The 22,747-nt window shown below is 71.1% G+C and carries 22 protein-coding genes; 11 read left to right on the plus strand and 11 right to left on the minus strand.

Annotated features, from left to right (window positions below):
• The first annotated feature begins 121 nt into the window (after window positions 1-121).
• A complete protein-coding gene (locus AB0G17_RS23150) occupies window positions 122-784 on the plus strand; it encodes a peptidylprolyl isomerase (protein ID WP_361385870.1) in 663 nt (220 codons plus the stop codon).
• Window positions 785-848: 64 nt separating this feature from the next.
• Here AB0G17_RS23150 and fusA read toward each other — a convergent pair whose 3' ends face one another.
• The 4 genes from fusA to AB0G17_RS23170 form a co-directional block, all read right to left on the minus strand.
• Complete coding sequence (gene fusA / locus AB0G17_RS23155; RefSeq protein WP_361385874.1) at window positions 849-2,930, minus strand: elongation factor G; 2,082 nt, start codon at window positions 2,928-2,930, stop codon at window positions 849-851.
• A gap of 486 nt (window positions 2,931-3,416) precedes the next feature.
• Window positions 3,417-4,628 (minus strand): aromatic acid exporter family protein, encoded by a 1,212-nt coding sequence (locus AB0G17_RS23160; RefSeq protein ID WP_361385877.1) that lies wholly within the window; start codon window positions 4,626-4,628, stop codon window positions 3,417-3,419.
• A gap of 27 nt (window positions 4,629-4,655) precedes the next feature.
• Entirely contained in the window at window positions 4,656-5,096 is a 441-nt protein-coding gene (locus AB0G17_RS23165; RefSeq protein ID WP_361385879.1) for a hypothetical protein, read from the minus strand.
• Between the two features lie 155 nt (window positions 5,097-5,251).
• Window positions 5,252-5,374, minus strand: coding sequence for a hypothetical protein (locus tag AB0G17_RS23170; RefSeq protein ID WP_361385881.1), 123 nt, complete (start codon window positions 5,372-5,374; stop codon window positions 5,252-5,254).
• A 147-nt stretch (window positions 5,375-5,521) separates the two neighbouring features.
• Here AB0G17_RS23170 and AB0G17_RS23175 point away from each other — a divergent pair, with 147 nt between their 5' ends.
• Both AB0G17_RS23175 and AB0G17_RS23180 read left to right on the plus strand, forming a co-directional pair.
• Complete coding sequence (locus tag AB0G17_RS23175) at window positions 5,522-6,028, plus strand: GNAT family N-acetyltransferase (RefSeq protein ID WP_361385884.1); 507 nt, start codon at window positions 5,522-5,524, stop codon at window positions 6,026-6,028.
• Entirely contained in the window at window positions 6,025-6,687 is a 663-nt protein-coding gene (locus tag AB0G17_RS23180; RefSeq protein WP_361385887.1) for a histone deacetylase, read from the plus strand. The genes AB0G17_RS23175 and AB0G17_RS23180 overlap by 4 nt, the downstream gene beginning before the upstream one ends.
• Window positions 6,688-6,887: 200 nt before the next feature.
• Here AB0G17_RS23180 and AB0G17_RS23185 read toward each other — a convergent pair whose 3' ends face one another.
• Entirely contained in the window at window positions 6,888-7,679 is a 792-nt protein-coding gene (locus AB0G17_RS23185; RefSeq protein WP_361385889.1) for a LysR family transcriptional regulator substrate-binding protein, read from the minus strand.
• 58 nt (window positions 7,680-7,737) lie between these two features.
• Here AB0G17_RS23185 and AB0G17_RS23190 point away from each other — a divergent pair, with 58 nt between their 5' ends.
• The gene (locus AB0G17_RS23190) at window positions 7,738-8,142 is read left to right on the plus strand and encodes a DUF5997 family protein (RefSeq protein ID WP_361385892.1); all 405 of its coding nucleotides are present in this window, start codon (window positions 7,738-7,740) and stop codon (window positions 8,140-8,142) included.
• A gap of 107 nt (window positions 8,143-8,249) precedes the next feature.
• Here AB0G17_RS23190 and AB0G17_RS23195 read toward each other — a convergent pair whose 3' ends face one another.
• Window positions 8,250-9,104 carry an arylamine N-acetyltransferase gene (locus AB0G17_RS23195; RefSeq protein ID WP_361385895.1) on the minus strand — a complete coding sequence of 285 codons (855 nt, stop codon included), beginning with the start codon at window positions 9,102-9,104 and terminating at the stop codon, window positions 8,250-8,252.
• A 304-nt stretch (window positions 9,105-9,408) separates the two neighbouring features.
• Here AB0G17_RS23195 and AB0G17_RS23200 point away from each other — a divergent pair, with 304 nt between their 5' ends.
• Window positions 9,409-9,915, plus strand: coding sequence for a DUF664 domain-containing protein (locus tag AB0G17_RS23200; protein WP_361386030.1), 507 nt, complete (start codon window positions 9,409-9,411; stop codon window positions 9,913-9,915).
• A 39-nt stretch (window positions 9,916-9,954) separates the two neighbouring features.
• Here AB0G17_RS23200 and AB0G17_RS23205 read toward each other — a convergent pair whose 3' ends face one another.
• Window positions 9,955-10,251 carry a DUF4031 domain-containing protein gene (locus tag AB0G17_RS23205; RefSeq protein WP_361385898.1) on the minus strand — a complete coding sequence of 99 codons (297 nt, stop codon included), beginning with the start codon at window positions 10,249-10,251 and terminating at the stop codon, window positions 9,955-9,957.
• 237 nt (window positions 10,252-10,488) lie between these two features.
• On the opposite strand from AB0G17_RS23205, the gene AB0G17_RS23210 reads away from it, so the two are divergent.
• Complete coding sequence (locus tag AB0G17_RS23210; protein WP_361385901.1) at window positions 10,489-11,850, plus strand: FAD-dependent oxidoreductase; 1,362 nt, start codon at window positions 10,489-10,491, stop codon at window positions 11,848-11,850.
• Window positions 11,851-11,931: 81 nt separating this feature from the next.
• Here AB0G17_RS23210 and AB0G17_RS23215 read toward each other — a convergent pair whose 3' ends face one another.
• Entirely contained in the window at window positions 11,932-15,408 is a 3,477-nt protein-coding gene (locus AB0G17_RS23215; protein ID WP_361385904.1) for a M28 family peptidase, read from the minus strand.
• Window positions 15,409-15,567: 159 nt separating this feature from the next.
• Between AB0G17_RS23215 and AB0G17_RS23220 the strand changes: the two genes are divergently transcribed.
• Complete coding sequence (locus tag AB0G17_RS23220; protein ID WP_361385906.1) at window positions 15,568-16,554, plus strand: LysR family transcriptional regulator; 987 nt, start codon at window positions 15,568-15,570, stop codon at window positions 16,552-16,554.
• Window positions 16,555-16,579: 25 nt separating this feature from the next.
• Here the strand turns inward: AB0G17_RS23220 and tgmB are convergent, their stop codons facing one another.
• Together tgmB and tgmA are read right to left on the minus strand one after the other, a co-directional pair.
• A complete protein-coding gene (gene tgmB, locus AB0G17_RS23225; RefSeq protein WP_361385908.1) occupies window positions 16,580-17,500 on the minus strand; it encodes an ATP-grasp ribosomal peptide maturase in 921 nt (306 codons plus the stop codon).
• 15 nt (window positions 17,501-17,515) lie between these two features.
• Window positions 17,516-17,707: a putative ATP-grasp-modified RiPP gene (gene tgmA, locus AB0G17_RS23230; protein ID WP_361385911.1), complete on the minus strand. Its 192-nt coding sequence runs from the start codon at window positions 17,705-17,707 to the stop codon at window positions 17,516-17,518.
• A 211-nt stretch (window positions 17,708-17,918) separates the two neighbouring features.
• On the opposite strand from tgmA, the gene AB0G17_RS23235 reads away from it, so the two are divergent.
• Complete coding sequence (locus AB0G17_RS23235; protein WP_361385914.1) at window positions 17,919-18,266, plus strand: hypothetical protein; 348 nt, start codon at window positions 17,919-17,921, stop codon at window positions 18,264-18,266.
• Between the two features lie 66 nt (window positions 18,267-18,332).
• On the opposite strand, the gene AB0G17_RS23240 is transcribed toward AB0G17_RS23235, so the two are convergent.
• The gene (locus AB0G17_RS23240) at window positions 18,333-19,274 is read right to left on the minus strand and encodes a DUF389 domain-containing protein (protein ID WP_361385917.1); all 942 of its coding nucleotides are present in this window, start codon (window positions 19,272-19,274) and stop codon (window positions 18,333-18,335) included.
• A 129-nt stretch (window positions 19,275-19,403) separates the two neighbouring features.
• Between AB0G17_RS23240 and AB0G17_RS23245 the strand changes: the two genes are divergently transcribed.
• The 3 genes from AB0G17_RS23245 (at window position 19,404) to AB0G17_RS23255 (ending at window position 22,723) form a co-directional block, all read left to right on the plus strand.
• Complete coding sequence (locus tag AB0G17_RS23245; protein WP_361385920.1) at window positions 19,404-19,820, plus strand: hypothetical protein; 417 nt, start codon at window positions 19,404-19,406, stop codon at window positions 19,818-19,820.
• Between the two features lie 322 nt (window positions 19,821-20,142).
• Window positions 20,143-21,099 (plus strand): hypothetical protein, encoded by a 957-nt coding sequence (locus tag AB0G17_RS23250; RefSeq protein WP_361385923.1) that lies wholly within the window; start codon window positions 20,143-20,145, stop codon window positions 21,097-21,099.
• Window positions 21,100-21,271: 172 nt separating this feature from the next.
• On the plus strand, window positions 21,272-22,723 hold the full coding sequence (locus AB0G17_RS23255; RefSeq protein WP_361386033.1) for an amino acid permease: 1,452 nt from the start codon (window positions 21,272-21,274) through the stop codon (window positions 22,721-22,723).
• Window positions 22,724-22,747: the final 24 nt, after the last annotated feature.

A 22,747-nucleotide genomic window follows, 5' to 3' on the forward strand; every position in this document is an offset into this window, starting at 1 on the left:
CCCCCGATCCCGCCGCCGAGGCGCGGTTCTCCCCAACCTCGCGCATGGCGCGCCTCGCGGCGGGCAGGATGAGGCGGCCATGACACACCTGTCCGGTGTCGATCCGAAAGGGACCCGTCTCGTGCTCCGTAAGCCGTACGCCCTGCTCGCCGCTGCCGCCCTGTTGCCCCTCGGCGCCGCGACGCAGGCCGCAGCCGCCGCTCCGGCCGCCCCCGGGACCGCGACCGCCTGCACCTATACGCCGGCCGTGCCCGCGGACAACTTCAAGGGGATACCGGTCTTCGACCCGGTGAAGGCCGCCAAGCCCTACAGCGCCACCCTGCGCACGAGCCAGGGCGCCATCACCTTCCGGGCGCTCACGGACAAGGCGCCGTGCACCACGTACTCCTTCAAGTTCCTCGCCCAGCGCGACTACTTCAACCGTTCGCACTGCCACCGGCTCACCACGGCCCGGATCTATGTGCTGCAGTGCGGCGACCCGACCGGCACCGGGAGCGGCGGCCCCGGCTACTCCTTCCCCGACGAGAACCTCACGGGCGCCACCTACCCGGCCGGTACGGTGGCGATGGCCAACGCCGGGCCGAACACCAACGGAAGCCAGTTCTTCTTCGTCTGGAAGGACACCAAACTCTCCCCGGCCTACACACCGTTCGGCAAGGTCACGGCCGGTCTCGACGTGTTGCAGAAGATCGCCGCGGGCGGCGAGGACGACCAGAACAACCCCGGTGACGGTTTCCCGACGCTGCCGGTGAACATCAAGCGCGTACAGATCAAGAACCGGTAGCCCCGGGGATCGTCCTGGGGAAATCGACGGCCCCGCCCTCTGCGGGCGGGGCCGTCGTGGGGTGCTAGCGGGTCAGCAGGGTGTCCGCCACCCCGGCCGGGACCGGGGCGTAGCCCGCGGGCCGCGTGGTGAAGGTGCCCCGGCCCTGGGTGCGGCCGCGCAGCCGGGACGCGTAGCCGAACAGCTCGGCCAGCGGCACGGTCGCGGTCACCACCGCCGTACCCGCCCTGGCGGCCGATCCGGAGACCCGGCCGCGCCGGGCGGCCAGGTCACCGAGGACCGCGCCCACCGCGCCCTCCGGCACCGTGACGGTGACCTCGATGACCGGCTCCAGGAGCGCCATCGTGCTCGCGCGCAGGGCCTCGCGCAGCGCGAGACGGCCCGCCGTCCGGAACGCCATCTCCGAGGAGTCCTTGGAGTGGGTGGCGCCGTCGGCCAGGGTGACCCGCAGCCCGGTCACCGGGTGCCCGCCGAGGGGGCCTTCGGCCAGGGCGTCCCGGCACCCGGCCTCCACCGCGCGGACGTACTCCTGCGGCACCCGGCCGCCGGTGACGGTCGAGCGGAACACGAAGCCTTCCGCACTCCCGCCGTCCAGCGGCTCCACGTCGAGGACGACATGGGCGAACTGACCTGCTCCTCCTTCCTGTTTGACGTGCCGGTACAGCAGTCCGGACACCCCACGGGCCACCGTCTCGCGATAGGCGACCTGCGGCCGGCCGACGCTCAGCTCGATGCCCTGGGCGCGGCGGATCTTCTCCACGGCGACCTCCAGATGCAGCTCGCCCAGCCCGGACAGCACCGTCTGCCCGGTCTCGGCATCCGTGCGCAGCGCCAACGACGGGTCCTCCTCGGCCAGTTGGGCCAACGCCGAGGCCAGCCGGTCCGTGTCGAGGCTCCGGCGGGCCTCGACCGCCACCGACACGACCGGGGCCGCGACGGACGGCGACTCGAAGACGACCGGCGCGTCCGGTGCGCACAAAGTGGCCCCGGCACGGGCCGACTTGGGCCCGATCACGGCGACGATGTCCCCGGCGATCGCGCGCTCCACCTCGGTGTTCCGGTCCGCCTGTACGCGCAGGATCCGCCCGACGCGTTCGGTGCGCCCGGCCGTGGCGTCCAGCACGGTGTCTCCCTTCTCGATGGTTCCGGCGTACACCCGCACATACGTCAGCCGGCCGGTGGCGGTCGCGGTGACTTTGAAGACCAGCCCGGCGAAGGGCGCCTCCGGATCGGCGGCCCGCTCCCGCACCTCGCCGTCCAGGGTGCCCCGTACGGCGGGCACGTCCAGCGGGGACGGAAGGTAGGCCACCACGGCGTCGAGCAGCGGCTCGATCCCGCGGTTGCGGTACGCCGAGCCGCACAGCACCACGACACCCTCGCCGCCGCGCGTGAGGTCGCGCAGCGCGGTGGCCAGGGTGGCGTCCCGCAGCGCCGCGCCGGCGCAGAACTCCTCCAGGGCTGCCGGGTGGAGCTCCGCCACCGCCTCTTCGAGCAGCCGTCGCCGCCGCAGCGCCTCCTCGCGCAGGCCGTCGGGGACCGGGTCCACCTGGTACGCCTCGCCGCCCGCGCCCCAGACCAGCGCGCGCATGCGCACGAGATCCACCACGCCGGTGAAGCCGTCCTCCTGGCCGATCGGCAGGTGGACGACGAGCGGAACCGTACCCAGCCGCTCCCGGATCGACGCGACGGCCGTGTCCAGGTCGGCCCCGACGCGGTCCAGCTTGTTCACGAACGCGATCCGGGGCACCCCGTGCCGGTCGGCTTGGCGCCACACCGACTCGCTCTGCGGCTCGACGCCCGCGACCGCGTCGAACACGGCGACGGCGCCGTCGAGCACACGCAGCGAGCGTTCCACCTCGTCGGAGAAGTCGACGTGCCCGGGTGTGTCGATGAGGTTGATCCGGTGTCCGTCCCAGTCACAGCTCACGGCGGCGGCGAAGATGGTGATGCCGCGGTCGCGCTCCTGCGGATCGAAGTCGGTGACGGTCGTGCCGTCGTGGACCTCACCGCGTTTGTGGGTGGCGCCGGTCGCGAAGAGGATGCGTTCGGTGACGGTGGTCTTGCCCGCGTCCACGTGGGCGAGGATGCCCAGATTCCGTATGACGGTCAGCGGACGGGTGGGGCGGGGTCGGAGGTTGGTGCGCACGGCCCGAGGCCTTTCAGGATGAAGCGGAAAAGGGCAGCGCGATTCCCGGACGAGAGACATCAAGGTCGTGACCGGGCCGCCCGCACACGGCTCACGGTGCGGACGGGGGTCAGGAGTTCGTCGCGGGCGTCCGGTGGCGGCCGCGCGGCCGTCACCGGGAAGAGGAAGACACCAGGATCACGTCGTACCGCGACGGGGGAACGGCGGCGGCGGTGTGCACACGCATGCCGGGGCTCCCCTCACTGGTCGACTGGACGGCCCGGGATCCCGTGGCCGCTGCGGTGTGAGTGTAGTGAGGTGGACGGGTCCATCGGCACCCGATTATTTCGGGGACCGGCACCGTGGCCGGGCCTCGCCGTACGCGTACCTGGTTTCAGCCTCGCGGCCGGAGCCGGTGAACGCGCTGGCGAACCGGGGGCGCGGCGCCGGGAGGACAGGCCGACGAGAACGAAGCCGCGCGCACCCCGCACGTGACGGATCACGGCTTCACTCCGCCCGCTCCCGCAGACGCAGACCGCGTTGGAGGCGGGTGAGCAACGCGTGGCGCTCCCGGCGTTCGCGGGAGTGCCGGTCGAGCTCCTCCACCAGGCGCTGCGAGCGCTTCTCCACATCCAGTTCGTCGAGGATCCGGTCGACCTCCGCGAGCAGCGCGCCGTGCAGCTGCCACTGCCGGGGGTCGCGCCGGACCTGGGCGAGCAGCAGCAGGGCGACCCGGTCACGGCTCGCGCGGGCGGCCGCCAGCTCGGCGGCGAAGCGGTTCTCCGCCTCTTCGGCATTGGCTCTGACCTGCGTGGTGATCAGTACGGCGAAGCTCTCCACGGCCTGGGCGAGGTGGGCGAAGACGTCCCGCAGGGCGATGCCCGTCTCCGGCTCGAAGAGGTGTTCCTGGGTGCGCTCCTTGGCGAGGTCGGTGACCGACCGGCAGACCACCCGCAGCACCACCGCCGAGATCTCCAGGGCGTCGAGTCCGGTGCGCAGCACCACCCGCGACAGCAACCCCTCCTTGACCCGGGGGTTGAACCGCAGGCTGTCCTCGGCCTGCCGCAGCGAGGCGTCCACCTGGACGATGTCGTGGTCGAGCCGCCGGGCTTCGTGCAGCCTCGCCGCCGCCCGCGCCACCGGAGTGTGGCCGCCGACCTCCTGCGCCAGGTCGAGGAGGAGCCGCCGCATCCGGGCGGCGAGCTCCACGATGGCCTCGCCCGCGGACTCCACCCACACCGGTGGCACGAACAGCACGTTGAACAGCATGCCGACGCCGGCGCCGATCAGCGTCTCCAGGACGCGGTCCCACGCGGTCGCCGACACCCGGGTCACCCCGAGCACGAGCATCGCGCTGATCGCCACCTCCGGGACGAATTCCCCGGCCTTGACGAAGCGTCCGATCACCAGCGCGGCCAGGATGATCAGCCCCAGGCTCCACCAGGTCAGACCCACGAGCGCGCTGAATCCGATGGCGAGCAGCACACCCGCCACCACGGAGTTCACCCGTCGCACACCGGTGATCAGCGTGGTGTAGAGGGTGACCTGGACGACGAGGAGGGCCGTCAGCGGGGCGGTGAGCGGCGCGGGCTCGCTGCTCAGCTGGAGCGCCACGACGTACGAGATGACGGCGGCGGCCGTGGAGCGCAGCGTCTGCGCCACCGCGGGTTCCCGGCGGCGCCGTGCGAGATGGACGAGGGGATCAGTGAACTCGGGCACCTCCCGCACCTTCCCTCTCAGTGGCTTTCACTCCACTGATGTCCCGCGCCCCGCCGCTTCCACGGCCCGGCGCGCCGAATCACCCGACCAGCCGCTCCTCCCCGGCGGCCGCGAGCAGAGCCAGGCGGTCGGCCACGTCCGTGCCGGGCGGCGGGGTGAGCAGGACGAGCCGCTGGTTGCCCTCCGGGGCCAGGAGCACCTGGCAGTCGAGGCGACCGGGCCGATCACCGGGTGCAGCACGCGCATCCGGCTGTGGCGGCGGACGGCGACCTCGTGCAGCTCCCACAGCGCGGCGAACTCCTCGCCGGCGCCGCGCAGCCGCTGCACCAGCCGGGTGGCGACCGGGTCCCCCGCCCGGCGCCCCACGTTGGCCCGCAGGTCCGCGACGTGGACCCGGCTGTAGTGCGCGTGCTCTCCAGCGGGGTACGCGTCCCGCGCCGCCGGGTCGGCGAACCAGCGCCAGACCACGTTGCGCCCGTGCCGGAGGTGGTCGCGCTCGTCGTCGCTCAGCCGCAGGGCGCGGGCGAGCGCGGTGAGTATCTGGGGCGACGGCTGCGGCCCGCGGGACTGTTCCCAGCCGTGTGTAGTAGTCGGTCGACATCCCCGCGAACTGGGCCACCTCCTCAGCCGCAGACCCGGCGTGCGGCGCCGGGAATGCCGCGTTCGCGGACAGCACGTACGCCGAAATCGACGCGGGGCACGTGGCGTTCTTCGAGAAGGAGGACGAATTCGTGGAGCTGGTCCACGAGTTCACCCTCGCTCCGTGAGGAAGGCATGCGGCGGGCGGTCGGCGTGGCAGGGCGCGGCGGCCGCCGCGAAGCCGGGATGGCGTGAGGGCCGGGTGGGTCCCTAAATCGCCGCTGTCCTGGCGTCAGGTGCGTAGCATGCGGGCCATGTTCCAGCTCCAGCTTCTGCGCCTCGACCACGCTCCGGCCCTGCTCGACTTCGAGCGCGAGAACCGGGCCTACTTCGCCGCCTCGATTCCCGACCGGGGCGACGAGTACTTCGCCCACTTCGCCGCACGCCACGACGAGTTGCTCGCCGAGCAGGCGGCCGGTCTGCACTTCTTCCACCTCCTGGTGGGCAGCGGCTGCGAAGTGCTGGGGCGGGTCAACCTGGTGGACGTGGCGGACGGTTCGGCCGAACTCGGCTACCGCGTCGCCGAGCGCGCCGCCGGGCGCGGACTGGCCACGGCGGGCGTCCGCGAGGTCTGCGCCCTGGCCGCCGGGGAGTACGGCCTGACCGAGCTGCGGGCCGCGACGACCGTCGACAACGCCGCCTCGCGAGCCGTGCTGGCCCGTACGGGATTCACCCCCTGCGGCGAGACCGAGCTGAGCGGCCGCCCGGGCCTCCGCTTCGAGCGGAAGCTGTCCGAGGAGGAGGGACGGCCGCGCCCATGAGCTCCACGCGCGCCATCGAGCCGGGGCCGCCTGCCGATCCGGCTCCTCGGCGGGTCTGGTACACCTCGTACGGCTCGAACATGTTCCTGCACCGGCTCGCCTGTTACCTCGCCGGCGGACGCCCGGCCGGCGGGACCCGTGTCTACCCGGGCTGCCGGGACCAAACGCTGCCGGCCGCGTCGGTCCCCGTGGAGCTTGCGGGCGTCATGTACTTCGCCACCCGGTCGCCGGTCTGGGGCGGGGGCCGGGCCTTCTACGACCCGGACGCCGCAGGCCGTGTGCTGGCCCGGGCCCACCTCGTGTCGGCTTCCCAGTTCGCCGACATCGCCGCGCAGGAGATGTACCGGGAGCCAGGCGCCGACCTCGATCTGACCGAGGTGCTGACGCGGGGGCGGACGGCGCTCGGTGACGGCCGCTACGAAACCCTCGTCTGCGCGGGGCAGCTGGACGGCCTTCCGCTGCTCACGTTCACGGCGCCGTGGCGGATGGGTGACGTCCGGTCGACGGCGCCGTCCGCCCCGTACCTGCGCCATCTGGCCTCGGGGCTGCTGGAGGCGGGGGCGTGGGACGCCGACGCGGTCGCCGCGTACGTCGCTTCCCGCCCCGGGGCGCATCCCCACTGGTCCGAACAGGCCGTACGGGAGCTGCTGACGCTGTAACGGGCAACGGGGGTGTGGGCCAGGGCCTGTCGTCAAATTCCCGTCGTCGCCCGAAGGGCGGTCCGGCGGCGTCTGGTGCGTGCTCTCGGCGCGCCGGGCGAGAGCTAGAGCCCTCGTACTGGACGTACGTGGGCTTTCGCCCGGTGCGGCGAGAGTGCGTGCCAGGCGTCGCAGGACAGACGGGAATGTGACGACAGGCCCTAGGGACGGCGGCGGGGCTTGCCGCGCTTGGCGCCGCCCTTGGAACCGCCGGATCCGGAGCCGGTCCGCGCGCTCTTGCCGGCCGACTTGCCCGCGGCCGGCTTGCCCGAGGTGGGCTTACGCCGGGCCGCGGACGCGTCCGGCCGCTTGGCCTTCGGCTCGGCCTTGGCCGGGGTCTGGGCGCGGCCCCGGGAGCTGTTGACGGTACGGCCGCGGACGATCCCGATGAAGTCCTCCACCAGGTCGGTGGTGCGGTCCTGCGGCCACGACAGGGCCACGCGCGACTCCGGGGTGCCCGTCACCGGCCGGTAGGTGAGGTCCTTGCGGTGGTGGAGCCGGGCCAGCGACTGCGGGACGACGAGCAGGCCGATGCCCGCCGCGACCAGCTCGATGGCGTCCGCTGTCGTGGCGGGCCGCTCGAAGGCGGGCTGCCCGGGCGGACGCTCCCAGTCCAGGGTGTCGTCGAGGGGGTGCAGCACGGTCTCGTCGGCCAGGTCCTCGGCGGACACCTCTTCGACGGCCGCGACCACGTGGTCCTTGGGGACCACGACCACGGTCGTCTCCGTGTACAGCGGGATGGCGCTGAGGTCCTCCCGGTCGACCGGCAGCCGTACGAAACCGGCGTCGGCATCGCCGCCGCGCAGCACGTCGAACGCCTCGGCGTCCGAGACCGCGACCAGGGTCAGCGGGATGTCGGGCAGCCGCTCGTTCCAGATCCGCACCCACTTGGTGGGTGTCACGCCCGGGACGTAGGCGAGCCGGAACGAGGGGGTTGCTTCCGAGCCTGTCACTCCGCCAGGTTACCGGTGATGGTCGGAGGTGGCGCACACGCTCGATACTCTTGACACCATGACGTCGCACCAGACCGCCCAGACCATGAAGCCCGCCACCGCGGCGAAGAAGCTGGGTGTGTACCTCGAGGCCACCCCCGCAGAGTTCCAGGAGGGTGTCGTCTCGCGCACCGAGCTGAACGCGCTCCAGGCCGATCCGCCCCAGTGGCTCCAGGAGCTGCGCCGCAACGGCCCGCACCCTCGCCCGGTGGTCGCGGCGAAGCTGGGCGTCTCCATCGCGGGCCTCGCCCGTGGCGGTGTCACGGACGCGCTCACCACCGAGCAGATCGACGCCCTGAAGCAGGACAACCCGGAGTGGCTGCAGAAGGAGCGCGCCACCCAGGCCGAGGTGCGCAAGGAAACGGTCCGCATCAAGGAGAAGAACGCCCAGCGCGCCGAGGAGTCCAAGGACAAGCGCGCCTGAGTTCCCCTGCGGGAGCCGCCGGTGATCTTCTGCGGGCGGCCGCCGGTGATCTTCGCCACCGCGAAGACCACCGGCGCGCACGTGTACCGCGACAGGCTTCCGGGGCGTCAGGCCGAGGCGAGGCCCTGCTCCAGATGTGCGAGTTCCTCCCCCTCCACCGCGATCTCGAACTCGTCCGCGAGCACCCGCCCCAGCTCCGCCGGTTCGATCTTGCGCTCGGTGGCGGAGCCGTCGGGGCGAAACGTGGTCCAGGTGGCCGCGTCCAGGTGGTGGTGATGGGTGGCGCTGAACTTCTGGGTGAACAGACGGGTCGTGAACGGCGAGCGGCTGTGGGTGCTCACGAAGTGGCTGCCCACCACGTAGTCGAAGTGGTACTGCGGGGTGAGGGTGAAGGTGTGGCGGTGGGTCCAGCCGTCCCGGCCGTACTGGTACAGCCACCACTGGTCGACGCCGAGCGGGCCCTCCTCCCGCACCATCCGGAACCTCCAGCCGTCGAGATCCACCTCGACCCCGTCGGCGATCTCGATGGGCGCGAGCGGTCCGCTGCCGAATCCCACGTCGCACAGCCACAGCCGGTCGTCGTCGGCCGGCCGCACCGCGATCAGCGCGTGGGTGGCGGGGAGGATCTTGTCGTTGCCGAGCGTGACGCGCCCGATGAGGGCGGTGAACTCGAAGCCCAGGCGTTCCAGCACGCCGGCGAACAGCACGACGTGCTCGTAGCAGTACCCTCCCCGGCCGCCCCGCACGAGCCTGTCCTGCACCGTCTCGATGTCCAGCGCCACCGGCTTGCCCAGCACGGCGTTGACGTTCTCGAACGGGATCGTGGTCACATGTCCCCGCTGCAGCCCTCGCAGCACCTCAAGTGTCGGCGCGCGCTCGCCCTCGTATCCGATACGGGCCAGGTAGGCGTCCAGGTCCAACCGGTCGCCGGACCAGTCGCGGCCCTTCCCTGTCTCTGTCATGGCTCCCCCTCTTCCGACCCGCGCCGGGTGTCTCCGTACGCCGCGGGTCACTACGTCGTCGGCTTCAGAACGATCAACCGTTACGACGCCGAGCCTATGCCCGGTGAGGTGAGGGAACTTCTGTTCAAAGGCGGTGCCGAGCTCACCCTTTCGTCCTAGGACCGAAGGGCTGCGACGGGGAAGCCCACCGGGCCGCGCGACGGCCCCGGCAGGTTCGCGACACCCGGTGCGACACCCGGCGCGATCCCTGCCGCGCACCGGCGCACGCGCCGCCCCGTGCACTAGGTTGGCGACCGTGACCACGGTGACCAGTTCCGAGCTCCTCGTCGACGCGTTCGGCAGAATCCGCGAAACGGTCGCGGACGCCGTCGAAGGCCTGAGCGCCGAGGAGTTGGCCTTCCGCGTCGACGGCTCGGCCAACTCCATCGCCTGGCTGGTCTGGCATCTGACCAGGATCCAGGACGACCACCTCGCGGATGCGGCCGGAATCGACCAGGTGTGGAGCGGGCAGGGGTGGGCCGAGCGGTTCGGGCTGCCGCTGGCCGAGTCCGATACCGGGTACGGGCACACCTCCGCCCAGGTCGCCTCGGTCAGCGCCTCCGCCGAGCAGCTGACCGGGTATCACGACGCCGTCCACGCGCAGACGGTCGCCTATCTGGCGGGCCTCGACGGCAGAGCGCTCGCGCGGGTCGTGGACACCTCGTGGGACCCGCCGGTCACGCTGGCGGTGCGGCTGGTCAGCGTCGTCTCGGACAGCCTCCAGCACGCCGGCCAGGCCGCGTTCGTACGGGGCGTGCTGTCCCGCCGCTGACCGGCCCGCCCAGTCCTCTGCCCGTCGCGTTCTGCCGGGTCAGACCCGGACGTCGCCGCTGCGGCTGATCATGAGGTTGCCCATGAACCGCCGGTCCACCTCGCGGGCGCCCAGCCGTACGGCCTGGGCGCGGGTCGGTGGGGTGATGTCGTAGTGCCACCGGTAGTCCTGGGGGCCCTTGCGCTGGTACCAGGCGCGCCGCATGCCGAGGGCGGCCGCGAACGCGTGCAGTTCGTCCTCGGTGTCGGCCGTCATATGGCACCAGTGCGCGGACGGCAGACCTCGTCGTCGCGCGAGAGCGCCGTAGTCCTTCACGTCGTCCACGTAGACGGTCAAGGGTCAACCTCCCACTCCTGCTGAGGCTTTGTATTCTTCCTTGCCCCGGAGCGGCTGCGGGACACCCCGGTGCGGCGACCGTTTTGCGCCGTCCGTCACCCCCGCCCATCACCAACACTTTGGGATGTCATAAGGTTGGCTTATGAGGTCATAAAAGGGGGGCGGGTACTCACTTAGGCTTGCCTAAGCTTAGGGTGGCCGACGAGCCATTTCGTTGTCGGTCGAAGGGAAACACTCATGCCCCGCCCCCTGCGGACAGCCATCGTGGGCGCAGGCCCCGCCGGGATCTACGCCGCCGACGCGCTGCTGAAGTCCGCGGCCGCCACCGACCCCGGTGTCTCGATCGATCTCTTCGAGAAGATGCCCGCGCCCTTCGGCCTGATCCGCTACGGCGTCGCCCCCGACCACCCCCGCATCAAGGGCATCGTCACCGCCCTGCACCAGGTGCTCGACAAGCCGCAGATCCGGCTCTTCGGCAACGTGGACTACCCCGGCGACATCAGCCTCGACGAGCTCCACGAGTTCTACGACGCGGTGATCTTCTCGACCGGCGCCGACGCCGACCGGGCGCTGGACATCCCCGGCATCGAGCTCGATGGCTCGTACGGCGCCGCCGACTTCGTCTCCTGGTACGACGGGCACCCGGACGTGCCGCGCACCTGGCCGCTGCACGCGGAGAAGGTCGCGGTCCTCGGCGTCGGCAACGTCGCCCTCGACGTGGCGCGCATCCTCGCCAAGACCGCCGACGAGCTGCTGCCCACGGAGATCCCGCCGAACGTCTACGACGGTCTCAAGGCCAACCGGGCGCGCGAGGTACACGTCTTCGGCCGCCGCGGCCCCGCCCAGGCGAAGTTCAGCCCGATGGAGCTGCGTGAGCTGGACCACTCCCCCACCATCGAGGTCATCGTCGACCCCGAGGACATCGACTACGACGAGGGCTCCATCGCCACCCGCCGCTCCAACAAGCAGGCGGACATGGTCGCCAAGACCCTGGAGAACTGGGCGATCCGCGACACCGGCGACCGCCCGCACAAGCTCTTCCTGCACTTCTTCGAGTCGCCCACCGAGATCCTCGGCGAGGACGGCACGGTCGTCGCCCTGCGCACCGAGCGCACCCGCCTCGACGGCTCCGGCAACGTGGTGGGCACCGGCGAGTTCCACGACTGGGACGTCCAGGGCGTCTACCGGGCCGTGGGCTACCTCTCCGACGAGCTCCCCAAGCTGCCCTGGGACGTGGAGTCGGGCACCGTCCCGAACGAGGGCGGCCGCGTCCTGGAGGCCGGGCGGCACCTCCCCTCCACGTATGTCACCGGCTGGATCCGGCGCGGCCCGGTCGGTCTGATCGGCCACACCAAGGGCGACGCCAACGAGACCGTCGCCAACCTCCTGGACGACCACGCCCAGGGCCGGCTGCGCACCCCCTCCGCACCGGAGCCGGACGCGGTCGACGCCTTCCTCGCCGAGCGCGGGGTGCGCTGGACGACGTGGGAGGGGTGGCACCGGCTGGACGAGGCCGAGAAGGCGCTGGGCGAGCCGCAGGGCCGCGAGCGCGTCAAGATCGTCGAGCGTGAGGAGATGCTCAGGGCCAGCGGCGCGTAGGCGCGAGCCCTGGACAGATGCGTCGGCCCCCGCCGGGAGAGGCGGGGGCCGACGCCTTTCGTCACTGATCAGGGGCGGCTGTCAGCTCACCTGGAGGGTGATGTCGTCCACGACGTAGGAGGTCTGCAGTGCCTCGTCCTCCACACCGTTGAACTTCAGGGTCACGGTCTGTCCGGCGAACGACGAGAGGTCGTAGGACTTCTGCGTGTAGCCGGAGCCCGCGTCCAGGTTGGAGAAGGTGGCCAGGGTCCGGCCGCCCACCGAGACGGTGAAGACGTCATAGGCGACGTTCTCGTTCTCGTCCGTGTCGATGTGCTGGAAGAAGGAGAGCTGGTAGCGGGAGCAGCCGGACGGAATGCTCAGCGACTGGGAGACGCTGTCCGTGCGGGGCTGACCCCAGCCGTTCAGCCACGCCATGTAGGAGCCGCCGTGCGGCGTCTCGCCGGCCTGGTTGGTGATGACGCCCGAGGTGCTGGTCCACGGACTGGAGCCGTTCTCGAATCCGCCGTTGACGACGAGCTGGCGCGGGGTGCAGGTGCCGCCGCCGACGGTGAGCGTGTAGGTCGTGCTGTGGCTGACCGTGCCGGATCCGGTGACCGTCAGGGTGTACGTGCCCGGTGCGGTGCCCGCACCGACCTGCAGGGTCAGCGTCGAGGCCTTGCCGGACTGCACGGACGTCGGGTCGAGGGTCGCGGTCACGCCGCTGGGCGCGCCCGAGACCGACAGGGCGACGGTCTGCGGGTCACCGCTGACGGTGGTGGTGTTCACCGTGGCGGTGACAGTGCCGCCCGGGTTGGCGCTGCCGGAGGGCGGGTCGGTGGCGAGGGAGAAGTCCTGCGCCGGGGTGGTTCCGCCGACGGCCTGCTTCCAGATCGCGTACGCCACGCCGTCGGCGCTGCGGTCCAGGACCGTGGCGCTGATGTTGCTCGGGGTGTCGCAGGCACTGTGGTAGCAGGAGTCGTAGGCGGCGTTGGCTGTGCCGCCCCACTTGGCCGCCTGCGCCGAGGTCTTGCGGTCGCTGGCTCCGGCGGCGTAGCCGGAGGTGGCGATGCCGGCCGCTTGGAAGGACGCGTCGTCACTGCGGCCCTGGCCCTCGACGTTCTCCTCGGGAGCGAGGTTGAGCGAGGCCCAGTACGCCTTGAGGGGCGCGGCGGTGGTGGAGTTGAGGTTGTTGATGAAGTAGCCGCCGTTGGGCGAGCCGACCATGTCGAAGTTGTAGTAGCCCTTGATGGCCGCGCGCTGGGCGCTGGAGAGCTGGTTGACGTAGAACTTGGAGCCGTTGAGGCCCTGTTCCTCGTCGGTCCACCAGGCGAATCGCACGTGCTTCGTCATGGTGGGGTTCTTCTGGGCCAGGACCAGCGCGTTCTCCAGCAGGGTCGAGGAGCCCGAGCCGTTGTCGTTGATGCCGGGTCCGGCCGACACGCTGTCGAGGTGTGCCCCGAACATGACGGTCTGGTCGGCGGGGCCGCCGGGCCAGTCGGCGATCAGGTTGTTCGACGGGTAGGTGCAGCTGGTGCAGTTCTGCTCGGCCACCGTGTACCCGGCGGCCTGCAGCTTGCCCTTGATGTAGGCCAGCGACTCGGTGTATCCGCCGCTGCCCGCACGGCGGTTGCCGCCGTTCTGGCTCGCGATGGTGCCCAGTTGCGACAGGTGCGCCTGGATGTTGGCGACGTCGATGTTGGGCGGATCGGTGCCGGGCGGGGTGCCGCCGACGTTGAGCGCGTAGTCGACGGTGTGGGAGAGCGTGGTGCCCTGGCCCTTGACCGTGACGGTGGAGGGGCCGGGAGCGGCGTTGGTGGTGGCGGAGAGCGTGAGCACCGAGGACTGGCCGGACTGCACGGTGGCCGGGTTGAAGGAGGCGGTCACGCCGGACGGCAGGCCGGAGGCGGTGAGCGTCACCGACTGGGCCGAGCCCGTGGTGGTGCTGGTGGCCACGGTGGTGGTGACCGAGCCGCCCTGCTGGACGGTGCCGGACGCCGGGTTCAGGGCGAGCGAGAAATCGCTCTGGCCGCTGGGCTGGCAGGTGGGGTCACCGCTCTGCGCGGGCACGCTGATGGCGTCCCACGCGGCCTTGGTCCGGTTGAAGAGGTTGCACGTCGAGTCGAGCGACTTGGCCGAACTCAGCGTCGCCGTACGGTACTTCTTGTACGACATGCTGCTGGTCTTGAGCAGCATGCCGCCGTAGAAGATCTTGCCGGCGTTCTGGACGCCCACACCGGTCACCGTGCTCTGGTTACAGGTGGGGCTGTTGGGCTTGCCGCCGCCGGGGCTGCTGCCCTCGGCCAGCAGATAGAACCAGTGGTTGAGGGGGCCCGCGGCAGCGTGCACCTCGGTGCCGGGTATCGCGGAGCTGTAGCAGGCGGGGTCGTTGTTGACGGCGGGCGGGTTGTACATGTTCCGGATCGGGCCCCGGCCCTGGAGGTTGATCATCTCGCCGACCGTGTAGTCCGGAGTGTCGTACGGGGAGGGCTCGTTGACGTACGCCTCGGTCAGCGCACCGAAGATGTCACCGGTGCCCTCGCCGAGTCCGGCCTCCTGACCGCTGGTGCCGCCGGGGGTGTTGCTGTCGATGGCGTGCCCGTACTCGTGGGCCACCACGTCGATTCCGGCGATCCACTCGTTGGCGCTGTTGTGGCCGATGGTGACCGAACTGCCGTCCCAGTAGGCGTTGAGGTCGCCCAGGCCGACCTTGCCGGGGAAGCTGCGGCCGTTGCCGCTGACACCGTTGCGGCCGAGCCACTGGCCCAGCATGTCCCACTGCTTCTGCGCGGCGAACATCAGGTCCGCGCAGCCGGTCTCCTTGCTGGTGGGGTTGCCCGTGCCCCAGGAGTCCGAGGACTTGGTGAAGACGGAGCCCGAGCTGTAGTCGGCGCAGCTCAGGCCCGGCCGGTTGGGGTCGCGCAGCGAGTAGCTGCCGCCCGAGTTCGTGGTGTCGATGGTGAGCGGACCGGGGCCGTTCCACTTGCTGTTGGCGGTGCCCGCCTCGACGTCGTCGTGCGTGCCGAGGACCTTGCCGGTCCGCGCGTCCACGAAGACGTGAAGCCTGCTGGGCGCCGTCTTGGTACGTCCGGCGAGCACGGTCTCCCAGGCGAGGGCGGGCCTGCCGTCCGCGAGCCGGATGACGAGGCGGCTGTCGACGACCTTGTCGACCTTGGCCAGTCTGCCTCGCGAGGTGGATTCGGCCGTCTTCGCGGTGACCGACGGGGTGGTCGCCACGTCGATCCGTACGGCCGAGGCGGACTGCACGGCGCGGATGTCGCCGTCGCCGTCCGCGAGCACGACCGCGTCACCGCCGACGACCGGCAGCCCGCGGTAGCTGCGCTCGTAGGCGACGGAGTAGAGGTTCTTCACCCAGGGGGTGACCATGCGCCGTTCGTACTGCTCCTGCGGGGAGTTGACCAAGGTGTCGAGTCCGCTGCGGACCGCCTGGTCGGCGGCGGCGACGGCGCGCGCGAGAGGGGTGGGCCGCTGGTCCGGCCCTGTCTGCGAATGGGGTGCGGCCGATGCCGTACCGGCCACAGCGCCGGTCAGGCCCGTGGTCAGTGCGAGTGCTGCCACGGCGGCCGTCAATCTGAAGGGGCGCAACGTCCACTCCGATCGTGGGGGGCCTGTTCCTGGGCGCAGTATGGGCGTGGACATGGCAAAGCAGGTACATACCAGTCGCGCATAGGACGCGGGTTATGGTGCGTCGGGGGGACCCTGCGTACGCTCGGCGCTATGCAGCTGGAGCTGAGGCACTTACAGGCCGTCTGCCAGATCGCGGAAGCCGGCAGTCTGGGCCGCGCCGCCCGCCGGCTCGGGGTCTCCCAGCCCTCGCTCTCCGCCCAGTTGCGCCGCATCGAGCGGGTCACCGGGGGCGATCTGTTCGTCCGCAGCCGCACCGGCACGGAGCCGACCCCGCTGGGCCGGTTCGTCCTGGCCAGGGCGCGCCGGGTGCTCAGTGAGATGGACGCGCTGGGCACCCGGGCGCGCGCGGTCGCCACCGACGCCCCGCTGCGGCTCGGCTGCATCCTGCTGGTCCTGGTGGACGGGCTGCTGGAGCAGACCGGCCTCTCGCTCTCCGGTCAGGAGATCACCGTGGACCTGGAGCACTCGGTGACCGCGCTGACCCGGATGCTCGGCGCCGGACGCTATGACGCCATCGTGTACGGGGAGGTGAACGACCACGAAGTCCCGCTCCCCGAAGGGGTCCTGGCCAGGACGCTGATCCCGGAGGAACCGTTCTCCGTCCGGATGCCCGCCCACCACCCGCTGGCCGGGCGGGAGTGCATCGAGCTGGCCGACCTGGCCGACGAGGCGTGGATGAGCCTCGTGGAGGACGACGACGGCGGCCCGGAGGCCTTCGCCGAGGCGTGCGCGCGCGCCGGGTTCGCGCCCCGGCTGCGGCACCGGATCGCGGACCGCAAGATGCAGTACGCGTTGATCGCCGGGGGCCGCGCCGTCGCCCTGAGCCAGCCGACCGCGCCGGGGGCGGAGGGAACCGTGATACGCCCCCTCGTCGGCGCCCCGCTCACCGGACGCATCCGGCTGGCCTGGAACGGCTCGGCCGTCCCGGCCCGGCAGGCAGAGCTGCTCTACCGCGCGGCGGTCTGCGCGTATCTGTCCAATGTGGACAACAACGCCTTCCACCGCGCCTGGTGGGACACCCACCCGGAGCTGCACCCGCCGTACGAGCGGCACGAGCTCCAGTCCTCGGACACCTGAGGGCGCGGCCGTGCCCCGCCGCGGTTCACTGAGCCAGCCAGTCGGCGACCGCCGCGGCTATCGGCTGGCCCGTGTCGAGCTCGACGAAGCCGAACTGGCCGCCCTGGTTGCCCTCCAGGAACCACCACACCCCGTCCGCGTCCTCGGCGAAGTCGAACGCCGCGTAGGCGAGCCCGGTGCGGTGGGTGTACGCGTGCACCGACTCGGCGATGCGGCCGGGCACCCCGGTGGGCTCCCAGCGGCGACCGCTGTCGTCGTAGCGCCCGTCCACCTGGTCGGGATCGCAGACCTTCCGCGCGGCGAACAGCTCTGCCCCCACACAGGTCAGCCGAATGTCCGCCTTCTTGGGTATGTAGCGCTGGAGCAGCACCGGCCCGGCCCGGACGCTGGAGAAGTCCGCGTCGGGCCCGATCAGCGTGGTCGGCAGCGCCATCAGCGGCTCGTCCGGCGGCGGCCCGGCGGCGCTCTTGACCACCACGTCCCGGTACTCCTGCGCGAACTGGTGCGCCACCCGCGGAACCGTCGTGACGACCGTCGGCGGCACGGCGAACCCGCTGGCGTGGGCGACCCGTAGCTGCCAGGGCTTGAGGCGGGCCTGTTCGGCGTCGCGCGGATGGTTCATCCAGCGCGCCGACGCCGAGTACAGCATGCCGAACAGCGCCTGCCGGACCTCGGCGGTGAGCCACTGGGAGGGCTCCGGCGCGTGGGTGGCGGGCTGCCCCGGCCGGCGCACCCAGACCGAACGCAGCCCCGACATGCTCACCAGGAACCCGTCGACCGACAGGTGCCCGGCGAAGTCCCCGTGGGCGTACTCGGCGGACAGCACCGCCCTGCCGGGCAGATCGGCGGGGTCGAGACGGACCAGCGGGACGCCCTGCTGGTGCAGATGGGTCACCACCATGTCGGTGGTGACGTCCTGCTCGCAGGTGAGGATGAGAACCGTCATCCGACTGCCGGGCCGTCAGTCGTCGAAGTGCGTCTGGGAACCGGCGGTGGACGCGGTGGTGCCGGCCGCCCTGAGCACCGCGCGGTCGGCGACGGCCGGGCGCCCGTCGGGCAGCACGTTCAGTTGCCGTGACGCGTCGAAGCGGTAGGCGACCGCCCGGTCCTCCGGCTCATGCGGCACCGTATAGCGCAATGTGAACGGCCTCATGAGGAACCTCCCGCAGCGACGACACCCGAACCTTGTGCACACCTGTACGGAATGCCCCTGTAAGGAATTCATCACGTACCGCCACATCGACGTGAAGGACGTCACACGGACGTCGCGCACCGGCAGTCGGGTGAAGGGAGGTTTCGCCACCGCCCGTAACGGTGATCGCTCAGGACGTCATGATCCGCCTCCTACCCCCACAGGAGCATCCATGCGTTTGCGCACCACATTCACCGCGAGCGTCCTCGCCGTCGGCATCGTCTTCGGCGGCGCGGCGACCGCGCTGGCCCACGACGACGACGACCACGGCCGCAACCACGGCTACGGCTACGGCCGCGACGACGACCGCGAGCACGGCCGCGAGCACGGCCGTGACGACAACCGCGAGCACAGTCGTGACGACAACCGCGAGCACGGTCGTGACGACAACCGCGAGCACAGCCGCGACCACGGCTACAGCCACGACCGTGACCGCTGCTACGGCCATGACGACGACCGTGAGCACGGCAGCGGCCATGGCGAGAAGGGCGACAAGAAGGGCCACAACGACACCAACTGACCGGACCCGGTCGCGTGTGGCGCGGGAGCGACGGGTTGGCCCCCGCCCCGCGCCACACGGCGCCCCTCAGCGCGCGGCCCCACGGCGCCGGCGCAGGCTCGCCAGGAGTGACTTCTGGGTGAGCAGGGTGAGGACGCCCGCGAGGACGATCCCGCCCAGGTTGGCGAGGAGCTGTTCGGTCGAGCCCCACGTCTGGGCGTACTCCTCGTAGCTGAACGCCATGGCGGCGTTGGCCGCCGCCGGGACCGTGGTCACCGAGATGGCCACCCCGATCAGCGCCCCGGACTTGGCCGAGGTGAGCGAGAGGGTTCCGGCGACGCCCGCCAGGAAGGCGACGACGAAGGACATCCAGTCCGGCTTCCAGATGAAGGCGGTGTTCGGACGGCCCGCCTCCAGCATGGCCTTGTCGAAGAGCCCCACCTGGTCCAGGAGCCAGCCGAACCCGGCCGTCAGCACCATGGCCGCGGCGAAGCCCACCACCAGCGCGGTCAGCGACCGCCACACCAGGCCGGGCGCGCGCTGGACGAGCGCCGTGGAGATTCCGGCCAGCGGCCCGAACTCGGGACCGACCGCCATCGCGCCCACGATCAGAATGGCGTTGTCGAGCATCACACCGCACGCCGCGAGCATCGTGGCGATCGCCAGGAACGCCACATAGGTGACCGTGAGCGTCGACTCCTCGTGGGTGGCGTCCGTCAGTTGTTCCCACAGCACCGCGTCCACGCCCTCGCCCGGCGCCTCCGCCTCCGCCTTCTCGGCGCGCTTGGACAGCGACAGGTCGATGTTCTCGACGGCGATCGCCCCGGACCGGTCGAGGCCGAGGGCGCGCAGGCTGCCGAGGAGTTCGTCCCCGGCCTCGCGGGCGACGTCGCACAGCACCAGATCGCCCGCCGGGTTGCGGGAGGCCCCCGGGACGACGGCCAGATGGGCGGTGCCCACCGTCGCCTCCAGGGTCCGCACCACCTCGTCGGTGAGGCCGGCGGGAACGTTCAGACGCAGATGCAGCAACAGCCCTACTCCAGGCATCGGTTTCCCCGGGGCCGGCAAGGCGCCGGTCCCCTGATTCCCGTGCAGGATACGGAACTCCCAGGAACAACGGCTTCCCTCCACACCCCTCCCGGTGTGATCCTCCAGAGCATGGGACGTACGCGTGGGGCGGCGCTGGCGGTGGCTGTGGCGTTCGCCGTGGCGGCGGCCGGGTGCGACGACGCGAACGGGGGCGGCCCCGGGAGGCCGTCCACGTCCGCGGCGCCGAGCCTCACCCAGGCGCTCAAGACCTACCAGGCCACGGCGGACCCCCGGTGCACCACGGCCGACGAGTGCCGGCAGGTGGCGGTCCGCAAGCTCGCCGCCGCGGCCGCCCTGCGCGGGGCGATGGAGGCGAAGGATCCGGCCGGATTCGCCGAGCCCATCCGGCTGGTGAAGCTGGCACAGGAGCGGGCCGACACCTACGGCCGGGCGGCCGGGCTGGGCGTCCGGAGCAACTTCCTCACCATCGACGAGCCGCTCCAGCAGATGGAGACCTGGTTACGGACCCGCTCCCTGCTGTCGTGAGGCGGCGCGCCAACCCAGCCAACGACATCCGGCCACGGCCGAAACGGAGTCGTCGGGCGAGGAATATGCCGTACGGATACCCGCGATCCGGCGCAGCACCAAATACCAGGCGGCGGCACGGCCGGGACCAACCCCATTCGGCCCGCCCATAAATGACAAGGAACCAGATATTCCGGGCGACGAGTTTCGATACGACTTAATGATGAGTAAGGTGTGGCTCGCTGTCAGTGAGCCTGCGTAGGGGGTTACATCCCCTGGCCGAATTCGCCATGGCCGGAATGCGCATGCGGGGTGGCGTCGTCTTCGGGATGGAGAGGGGATCGTGACTGCTGGCTCGTTCGAGGGGCAGTACGTGTGGCATCCAGCGGCCGACGATCGCGAGTTGGCGCAAGCCTGCACGGACGTGAGGGCCGGTCGGTATCTGAGCGCGTACAACGTCCTCAAGGACGCACGCACCGCATTCGAGGTGCGGGCCCACCGCTCCCTGGTGCTCGCGTCCGAGGCCGCCGACTCCGACCTCGCCGAGCGCTGGCTCGCCGAGGAACCGAGCGCGGAGGCCGCTCTGTTGGCCGCGCGGGTCGCGATGGTACGGGCCTTACGCATGGCCGACGCCCAGGACGGCCGAGCCGGCGCACTGGTGCGCATCGCGACGGCCGCCTGCGGACGCGCCGCCAAGCTGCTCCCCCAGGACCCCACCCCGTGGGTCGCCCAGCTCGCCCTCGCCCGCTTCGAGCGCTCCCACGACCCCGCCCCCAAAGGGCTGTTGACCGCGCCGCCGGGACCCTGGCAGCTCTTCTCCCACATCCTGCGGCTGGACCCCTGGAACCGCGAGGCCCACCACCGGTTCCTGGCCTTCTTCTTCACCCGCCACGGCGGTTCGGCGAGCGCCCGCTGGGACGTCGCCTCCTTCCTCAGCCACCGCGCCCCGCTCAACTCGGCGCTACGACTGCTGCCACTGGTCGCGTTGGTCGAGGACTACGATCCGTCCGCGCTGCTCGCCGACAGCACCTGGCTGCAGCCGCAGTGGACGGCGACGGCGCTGGGCATTTACCAGAACTGGTTTCCCCACACGGCCCGTTACCGCTTCACCCCGGTCCTGGACCTGGCGTATCTGGCGCACGCGCTGTACATGGCGAAGCGCGAGTTCGAGGCCCGGGAAGTACTCACGGCCATGGGGCCCTACGCCTCCCGCATGCCCTGGAGCGCGTTCGGCGACCCCGAGGAGCGGCTGACCAGGGCCAGGCGGTCCTGCGGACTTCCGACCCCCGGCCCGGCCTGATCCACCCAAACGGCCGTCCGGCCGCGCGGCATCCGTACGAGACTCGACGCGTCCTGTCCACCCCCACCCCGGAAAGGCTGCCACAGTGTCCGAGCGCACGTCCCCGCTCCGCTCGAAAGCCCCGCACCGCGAAGCACCCGTCGCCCTCGACGACGACGCGACGCTGCACGCGATGGGCTACCCGCGGAAACTCACCCGCAGATTCCACGCGTTCGACAATTTCGCGATATCTTTTACGATCATCAACATCATCTCCGGCATATTCTCCGCCTTCGGATTCGGAATGGGCGCCGGCGGACCGCGCATCCTCATCTTCGGCTGGATCGGCGTGTCGGTGATGGTGCTGTTCGTCGGCGCGGCGATGGGCGAGATCGCCTCCGCCTACCCGACCAGCGGCGCCCTGTACTTCTCCGCCGGCAAGCTCGCCAAACGGCACCGCGGCGCCTGGTCCTGGTACACGGGGTGGCTGAACTTCGTCGGCCAGGTGGGCGGCACGGCCGCCACCAACTACGCGGCCGCGACGTTCATCCAGGCGTTCGTCTCGATGCAGTGGCCGTCCTACGACCCCACTCCCCAGCAGACCGTCGGCATCGCCGCGGTGATCCTGGTGGTGCAGGCGCTGGCCAACACGTACACCGTCCAGCTGGTGGCCGTGGTGAACCGGATCTCCGTGTGGTGGCTGCTGGTCGGCATGGTGGTCATCGTCGCCGCCCTGACCTTCAAGCCCTCGCACCACCAGTCCGCGTCGTTCGCCAACCACTTCGTCAACACCACCGGCTTCAACAACGGCCTGTACGCGGCGATGCTCGGGCTGCTGGTGACCAGCTGGACGTTCACCGGCTTCGACGGCAGCTTCCACATGTCCGAGGAGACCGTGAAGGCCACGGTCAACACGCCCAAGGGCATCATGCGCGCGATCATCTACTCGGCGCTCGCCGGACTGGTCCTGATGCTCGCCCTGGTGTACGCGATCCGCGACTACGCGGGCGAGGCGAGCGCGGCGGCCCCGCCGGTGCAGATCCTCGTCGACGCGCTCGGCATGGGCACCGCCAAGCTGCTCCTGCTGATCGTGATCGGCGCCATGCTCTTCTGCGGCCTCGCCAACATGACCAGCAACACCCGCCAGATCTTCGCCTTCTCGCGCGACGGGGCGATGCCCGGCTCGCGCTGGTGGCATTCGGTCTCGCTGCGCACCCGCACCCCGGTCAAGGCCGTGTGGCTCGCCGCGGCCTGCTCGCTGGTGCTCATCATCCCCGGCTGGTGGTCGCACACCACCTTCACCGCCATCGTCAGCGTCAACGTCGTCGGGCTCTACCTCGCCTACGGGGTGCCCATCTTCCTGCGGCTGCGCCTGGACGACTTCGAGCCCGGCCCGTGGAACCTGGGCCGGTGGGGCAAGCCCGTGGCGGCGATCGCCGTGGCCTGGATCGTGATCAGCAGCGTGCTGTTCATGCTGCCGCAGACCTCGCCGATCACCACCACCTCGTTCAACTACGCGCCGATCGCGCTGGGTGCGGTGCTGTTCATCGCCACCCTGTGGTGGTTCGCCACCGCCCGCCGCCGCTTCCAGGGCCCGGTCAGCTACGGCAGCCCGGACGAGGTGGCCGCGATGGACCTCATCTGACGCCGGCCGTCCGCGCCTGACCTT

The sequence above is a fragment of the Streptomyces sp. NPDC023838 genome, assembly GCF_040639555.1.
In the GTDB taxonomy this organism is placed as follows: domain Bacteria; phylum Actinomycetota; class Actinomycetes; order Streptomycetales; family Streptomycetaceae; genus Streptomyces.

What these genes read in the sequence shown, in the direction of transcription:
- AB0G17_RS23190 (WP_361385892.1), top strand. Translation starts at nt 7,738, where the DNA reads ATGACGTCGCACCAGACCGCCCAGACCATGAAGCCCGCCACCGCGGCG.
- AB0G17_RS23180 (WP_361385887.1), top strand. Translation starts at nt 6,025, where the DNA reads ATGAGCTCCACGCGCGCCATCGAGCCGGGGCCGCCTGCCGATCCGGCT.
- AB0G17_RS23245 (WP_361385920.1), top strand. Translation starts at nt 19,404, where the DNA reads ATGGGACGTACGCGTGGGGCGGCGCTGGCGGTGGCTGTGGCGTTCGCC.
- AB0G17_RS23195 (WP_361385895.1), bottom strand. Translation starts at nt 9,104, where the DNA reads ATGACAGAGACAGGGAAGGGCCGCGACTGGTCCGGCGACCGGTTGGAC.
- tgmB (WP_361385908.1), bottom strand. Translation starts at nt 17,500, where the DNA reads ATGACGGTTCTCATCCTCACCTGCGAGCAGGACGTCACCACCGACATG.
- AB0G17_RS23255 (WP_361386033.1), top strand. Translation starts at nt 21,272, where the DNA reads ATGGGCTACCCGCGGAAACTCACCCGCAGATTCCACGCGTTCGACAAT.
- AB0G17_RS23210 (WP_361385901.1), top strand. Translation starts at nt 10,489, where the DNA reads ATGCCCCGCCCCCTGCGGACAGCCATCGTGGGCGCAGGCCCCGCCGGG.
- AB0G17_RS23220 (WP_361385906.1), top strand. Translation starts at nt 15,568, where the DNA reads ATGCAGCTGGAGCTGAGGCACTTACAGGCCGTCTGCCAGATCGCGGAA.
- AB0G17_RS23235 (WP_361385914.1), top strand. Translation starts at nt 17,919, where the DNA reads ATGCGTTTGCGCACCACATTCACCGCGAGCGTCCTCGCCGTCGGCATC.
- AB0G17_RS23175 (WP_361385884.1), top strand. Translation starts at nt 5,522, where the DNA reads ATGTTCCAGCTCCAGCTTCTGCGCCTCGACCACGCTCCGGCCCTGCTC.
- tgmA (WP_361385911.1), bottom strand. Translation starts at nt 17,707, where the DNA reads ATGAGGCCGTTCACATTGCGCTATACGGTGCCGCATGAGCCGGAGGAC.